General features: G+C 77.2%; 6 protein-coding genes. 4 read left to right on the top strand and 2 right to left on the bottom strand.

Features of this window, described 5'->3' with window-relative positions; all coding sequences use genetic code 11:
* Nucleotides 1-186 precede the first annotated feature (186 nt).
* From GTR02_RS18835 to GTR02_RS18820, 4 genes are all read left to right on the top strand, one after another.
* Entirely contained in the window at nt 187-909 is a 723-nt protein-coding gene (locus GTR02_RS18835; protein WP_166609017.1) for an SDR family NAD(P)-dependent oxidoreductase, read from the top strand.
* A gap of 102 nt (nt 910-1,011) precedes the next feature.
* A complete protein-coding gene (locus tag GTR02_RS18830; protein WP_166609020.1) occupies nt 1,012-2,727 on the top strand; it encodes an FAD-dependent oxidoreductase in 1,716 nt (571 codons plus the stop codon).
* 14 nt (nt 2,728-2,741) lie between these two features.
* On the top strand, nt 2,742-4,148 hold the full coding sequence (locus GTR02_RS18825) for an ATP-binding protein (RefSeq protein ID WP_166609016.1): 1,407 nt from the start codon (nt 2,742-2,744) through the stop codon (nt 4,146-4,148).
* A gap of 47 nt (nt 4,149-4,195) precedes the next feature.
* On the top strand, nt 4,196-4,486 hold the full coding sequence (locus tag GTR02_RS18820; protein WP_166609015.1) for a UBP-type zinc finger domain-containing protein: 291 nt from the start codon (nt 4,196-4,198) through the stop codon (nt 4,484-4,486).
* 22 nt (nt 4,487-4,508) lie between these two features.
* Here the strand turns inward: GTR02_RS18820 and GTR02_RS18815 are convergent, their stop codons facing one another.
* Both GTR02_RS18815 and GTR02_RS18810 read right to left on the bottom strand, forming a co-directional pair.
* The gene (locus GTR02_RS18815) at nt 4,509-5,336 is read right to left on the bottom strand and encodes a phosphotransferase (RefSeq protein ID WP_205709604.1); all 828 of its coding nucleotides are present in this window, start codon (nt 5,334-5,336) and stop codon (nt 4,509-4,511) included.
* Between the two features lie 86 nt (nt 5,337-5,422).
* Nucleotides 5,423-6,082, bottom strand: a complete 660-nt coding sequence (locus GTR02_RS18810) for a Rid family hydrolase (protein WP_166609018.1) — start codon at nt 6,080-6,082, stop codon at nt 5,423-5,425.
* Nucleotides 6,083-6,097 lie beyond the last annotated feature (15 nt).

Genomic DNA, 6,097 nt, shown 5'->3' with positions numbered 1-6,097 from the left:
GTCCAGGGCGTCGAGGTGGACGCGCTCCGGCGCCGGCCCCGGCCGGGGGCGGCGGTGGCGGCGGCGGGCGGGCACCGGCCGAGCGTAGGCACGGCCCTGCGGGCGCGCGCCCGGGGCGGCCGGGCGAGGATCGGGGCGACCTGCCCCAGGCCGCCCCCGCGGGTGGCCACCGCGAAGGGAACTCCCGTGGACCTCACCGGCTCCGTCGTCCTCGTCACCGGCGCCTCCTCCGGCATCGGGGCGGCCACCGCCCGGGCCGCGGCGGCGGCCGGCGCGCGCGTCGTGCTGGCCGCGCGCCGCCTGGACCGCCTCACCGACCTGGCCGCCGAGCTCCCCGCCGCGCTGGCCGTGCAGGCCGACGTCACCGACGCCGCGCAGCTCGACGCCGCCGTGCAGGCGGGCCTGGCCGCGTTCGGGCGCCTCGACGTGCTGGTCAACAACGCCGGCCAGGGCCTGCACCAGCCGCTGGCCGAGGTGGACCTCGACGACTTCCGCGCCGTCCTCGAGCTCAACGTCGTCGCCCCGCTGGCCGCGCTGCAGGCCGTGCTGCCCGCGATGCGCGCGCAGGGCGGCGGGAGCGTCGTCAACGTCAGCTCGGGCACGTCGCGGATGGTGCTGCCCGGGGTGGGGGCCTACGCGGCGACGAAGTCGGCGCTGAACATGCTCTCGCAGGTGGCGCGCGCCGAGCTGGCCGCCGACGGCATCGTCGTCTCGACGGTCTACCCGTTCATCACGGCGACCGAGTTCCACGACGTGCTGCGCGGGGGCCGCCGCCCCGACACGAGCGGGCAGGGGCCGCGGTTCGCGCCCCACTCCGCCGAGGAGGTGGCCGAGGCGATCCTCGACCTCGTGCGCACGGGCGCGGAGGAGGCCGTGCTGGTCCCCCCGGGCTTCACCGGGCCGCGCTGACGGGCGGGTTCCCCCGCCTGCGCGCGGGAGCTACTGTCACGTCGTCCGCGCCTGCGGCCCCGACACCGAGGAGTCGCCGTGTCCGTCGTCACCGGCGCCCCGCTGCCCGGTCAGGCACCTCGGCCGCGTCCCGCGCCCGCGTCCGACGAGGCCCCGCGGCCCGTGATCCTCACCGTCGACGACGACCCCGGCGTGGCGCGCGCGGTCGCCCGCGACCTGCGCCGCCGCTACGGGCGGACCCACCGCGTCGTCCGGGCGGACTCGGGGCCCGAGGGCCTGGAGGTGCTGCAGGAGCTGGTCGTGCGGGGCCAGCAGGTCGCCGTGGTGATGGCGGACCACCGGATGCCGGTCATGACGGGCGTGGAGTTCCTCGAGAAGGCCCTGGACCTCGTCCCGGACGCCAGGCGCGTCCTGCTCACGGCCTACGCCGACACCGACGCCGCGATCCGCGCCATCAACGACGTCGACCTCGACCGCTACCTGCTCAAGCCGTGGGACCCGCCGGAGGAGCGCCTCTACCCGCCGCTGGACGAGCTGCTGGCCGACTGGGCCGCGCACGTGCGCGCGCCCGCCGCGGGCCTCGCGGTCGTCGGGCACCAGTGGTCCGCGGACACGCAGGACGTCAAGGAGTTCCTCGCCCGCAACGGGATCCCCTACCGCTACGTCGACCTGCGCTCGGCCGAGGGGCACCGCCTGCTGGCGATCGGGGGTCTCGCCGGGACGCCCGAGGTCCTGCCGGTCGCCTTCCTCCCCGACGGCACGACGCTGCCCGCGGCCCGCCCGCGCGCCCTGGCCGAGCGCCTCGGGATCGCGACCACCGCGGGCGGGCCGTTCTACGACGTGGTCGTGGTCGGCGGCGGGCCCGCGGGGCTGGGGGCCGCGGTGTACGCCGCGAGCGAGGGGCTGCGGACGCTGCTCGTGGAGCGGTCGGCCACCGGGGGCCAGGCGGGGCAGAGCAGCCGGATCGAGAACTACCTGGGGTTCCCCCGCGGCGTGTCCGGGGCCGACCTCGCCCAGCGCGCCCGCGACCAGGCGACGCGGTTCGGCGTCGAGATCATCACGACTGCCGAGTGCACGGGGATCCGCGCCACGGGCGACGGGCGCACCGTCGCGCTGGCCGACGGCTCGAGCGTCGCCTGCCACGCCGTGGTCCTCGCGACCGGCGTGTCCTACTCGGCGCTGGGCGTGCCGGGCCTCGCGGACTTCGCGGGCCGCGGCGTCTACCAGGGCGCCGGCGCGCACGAGGCCGCGAACTGCCGCGACCAGGTCGTGCACGTCGTCGGGGCCGCGAACTCCGCGGGGCAGGCCGCGCTGCACTTCGCGAAGTTCGCCTCCGAGGTGGTGCTGCTGGTGCGCGGGGACTCGCTGCGGCGCAGCATGAGCGAGTACCTCGTCGCGCGCATCGAGGCGGCGGGCACCATCCGCGTCCGGCTGTGCACCGAGATCGTCGAGGCCTCCGGCGACGGGCACCTGGAGCGGCTGACGCTGCTGGACAAGGCGGCCGGCACGACCGAGACGGTCCCCGCGGAGTGGCTGTTCGTCTTCATCGGGGCCGCCCCGCGCACCGACTGGCTCGGCGAGGCGTTCGCGCGCGACGAGAAGGGGTTCCTGCGCACGGGGCCCGACCTGCTCGACGCCGACGGCCGGCCCCCCGCGGGCTGGACCGCGGCGCGCGACCCGTACCTGCTGGAGTCCAGCGTGCCCGGGGTGTTCGTCGCGGGCGACGCGCGGGCGGCGTCCGTCAAGCGCGTCGCCTCGGCCGTCGGCGAGGGTGCGCTGGCCGTGAGCTTCGTCCACCGCTACCTGGAGGGCCTGTGACCCCGGGGCCAGGAGTGCCGGTCGACGTCCTGCGCTCGCTGTTCCTGTTCGAGGGCCTGTCCGGGGAGGACCTCGAGTGGCTCTCCCGCCACGGTGAGCGGCGCACCTACGCCGCCGGGGCGGTCGTGTTCGCCGAGGGCGAGCCCGCCGCGTTCCTCTTCCTGCTGCTCGACGGGGAGGTGTGCCTGCTGAAGTCCGTGGCGGGGCAGCAGGTCCCGCTGAGCACGACGACGCAGCGCGGCGCCTACGCGGGAGCCACCCGGGCCTTCGTCGTGGCCGACACCGACCACACCTACAGCAGCAGCATGACCGCACTCGCCACGTCGAGCCTGTTCCTGCTGCCCGCCGCGCAGTTCGCGCGGTTCGTCCGCGAGCGCATGCCGATGGCCGTCCACCTCCTCGACGGGTTGTTCGTGGGGATGCGCAACTCCGAGGCCACGATCCGCCAGCGCGAGCACCTCGCCCGGCTCGGCACCCTGTCCGCGGGGCTGGCCCACGAGCTGAACAACCCCGCGGCCGCGGCCGTGCGCGCGGCGGCGCAGCTGTCCGTGCCGCTCGCCGCGCTGGCCGGCTCCGCCGCGGCCTTCGCGCGCGCGGGGGTGGGCGAGGAGTTCCTCGCGCGGGCGTCGGCCGTGCGCGCCGACGCGGTCGCGCAGGCCTGCGCGGCCCCGGCGCTGGGCGCGCTGGGACGCGCGGACGCCGAGGACGAGGTCACCGACCTGCTGGAGGACGCGGGCGTCGACGGGGCCGCCGAGGTCGCCGTCACGCTGGTCGCCGCCGGTCTCGACGCCGGGTGGGTGGCGGGCGCGCTGGAGCGGCTCCCGGGGCCGGGGTGCTCGGCGGCGTTCGGCTGGCTGGCCGCGGCCGTGGAGGCCGACGCGCTGACCCGCGAGATCGGGACGGCGACCGAGGCGATCTCCGCGCTGGTCGCCGCGGTGAAGGAGTACAGCTACCTCGACTCCTCGGCGGTGCAGGAGGTCGACCTGCACGCGGGGCTCGACAGCACCGTGCGGATGCTGGGCCACAAGCTCCGCGGCATCGCCGTGCTGCGCGAGTTCGACCCCGCGCTGCCGCGCGTGAGCGCCTACGGCGCCGAGCTGAACCAGGTGTGGACCAACCTCCTCGACAACGCGGCCGCCGCGATGGGCGGGAGGGGGACGCTGCGGCTGCGCACGTCGCGCGCGGGCGAGCGGGTCCGCGTCGAGGTCGCCGACGACGGCCCGGGGATCCCACCCGAGGCCCGGCCCCGCGTGTTCGAGGCCTTCTTCACCACCAAGGGCCCGGGCGCCGGCTCGGGTCTCGGGCTGGACAGCTCGCGCCGCATCGTCGAGGACCGCCACCACGGGAGCATCGGGTTCACCACCGGCCCGGCGGGCACGACGTTCGCCGTCGAGCTGCCCGTCGCCCAGTCCCTGCCCTGACCGCACGCCGCGCACCACCCCACCCACCCAGCACCGAGGGAGCCCCCGTGGACTGCACGCACCTGGCGACGATCGACGTGACCCTCCCGCCCGGCACCGACGGTTGCGAGGAGTGCCTGGCCACGGGCGGGCGGTGGGTGCACCTGCGGATGTGCCAGGGGTGCGGCCACGTCGGCTGCTGCGACAACTCACCCGGCCGGCACGCGACGGGCCACCACACGGCCACGCGGCACCCGGTCATCCGCAGCTTCGAACCGGGCGAGGAGTGGTTCTGGTGCTACCCCGACGCGCTGGCGTTCGAGCTCGACGACGTCCCACCGGCGCCGTCGCACTCCTGAGGCGGCGCTGCCCACCGGGCGCTCAGGCGCCGCCCGTCGTCTCCCGCAGGCGGTCCAGCCCCGTCCGGCCCGCCCGGCGGCCGTCGGGGAAGGTGTCGTGGCGGTCCCAGCGCCAGGTCGTGGCCAGCGCGAGCGCGAGCGTCCGGCACCGCCGCAGCAGCTCCGGGTCCGCCCCGGGGTAGTGGGCCGCGACCTCCGCGGGGGCGTGGGCGAGGTCGAACTCCACCGGCCCGCGGCAGCACGTCTCCCAGTCGACGACGACGGGGCCGGCCGCCGTGCCGAGGACGTTGCCGGGGTGGGGCTCCCCGTGCAGGAGCTGCTCCCGGCCGGCGAGCCCGCCGAGCAGGGGGCGGGCGGCGTCGAGCACGGCGGCCAGGAGGTCGCGGTCCGCCTCGCCCAGCTCCGGGCTCAGCGTCCGGTCGGCCACGAGGTTCCGCGCCTCGTCGAGGCGGTCCGTGACGTGCGGGGCCGCCACTCGCACCGACCGCAGCCCGGCGTGCAGCCGTTGCAGCGCGTCGGCGCAGGCGGCGGGGGACACGTCGGCGACCGCGGCGTGGTGGGTCCAGAACGTGACGTCGAGGCCGTCGCGGGTGTGGACGCGGGGTTCGACGCGCGGGTCGGGTGCGGCCACGGGCGCGCCCACCGCGGCGAGCTGCCCGGCGACGTCGAGCTGGAACGCCGCGGTCCCGTGCGCCACCGGAGCGACCCGCGCCACCACGTCGCACGGCAGCAGGCGCAGCGTCAGCGCGTTCGCGTCGTGCAGGAGGACGACCCTCTCGACGGCGAGGCCCAGCCCCGACGCGGTCGAGGTGGCCGCGGCCACGGCCACCGCGGACGTCGTCGCCTCCACGCGTCCGCCTCCGCCCCGGCCGCGGTCCGGGCGACCGTGCCACCGCCCCGGACGCTACCGGGGCGGTGGCCGGACCGGTGGCGGGTTCAGCGCTTGCGGGCCTGCTCCGGGTAGAGGGCGTCCACCTCGATCTCGACGAGCCAGCCGCTGACGGGCAGCGAGGCGACCTCGAGGGCCGAGCGCGAGGGCCGCACGGCGTTCTCCCGCAGCGGCGGTGCGGGCGCGGCGCTGCCGAGCGGGACGTCGACGGCCTCGAGGGTCTCGAGGTCGACGTTGGCGAAGTACTGGCGGTAGGCGCGGTTCCAGCCCGCGAAGTCCGCGACGTCGGCCCCGGGCTCGCCGTCGAGGAACACGCGCATCGTGATGACGTCGTCGTAGTCGAGGCCCACCGCGGCGAGGTTCGCGCCGATGCGCTGCAGCGCGTTCAGCCCCTGCGCCTCCGTGAGGGTGACGCCCTCGGGCAGCGTCCCGCCCAGGGCCTCGAGGTCGACGTAGGCCTCGGGGGTGCCGGGTTCCGCCTCGGGGTTCGCGGCCGCGGGGCCCGTCCCCGACGACTTGTAGATCGCCGTGCCCGCGCCGATGCCGACGCCGTTGGCGATGAGGGGGTTGGTGTCCCCCAGGGGCAGCACGACGTCGACCTCGCCGGGCGCGGGGGTGCCGTGGCGGCCGGCGGCGACACCGGCGCCCGCCCCGAGCCCGACGAGGAGCGTGGCCGCGAGGCCGATCGCGAGGGGACGGTGGCGCAGGGACCGGCGGGGGGG

Source organism: Kineococcus siccus (assembly GCF_009906795.1).
Taxonomy (GTDB): domain Bacteria; phylum Actinomycetota; class Actinomycetes; order Actinomycetales; family Kineococcaceae; genus Kineococcus; species Kineococcus siccus.
This window is presented reverse-complemented; position numbering and strand designations above follow the sequence as displayed.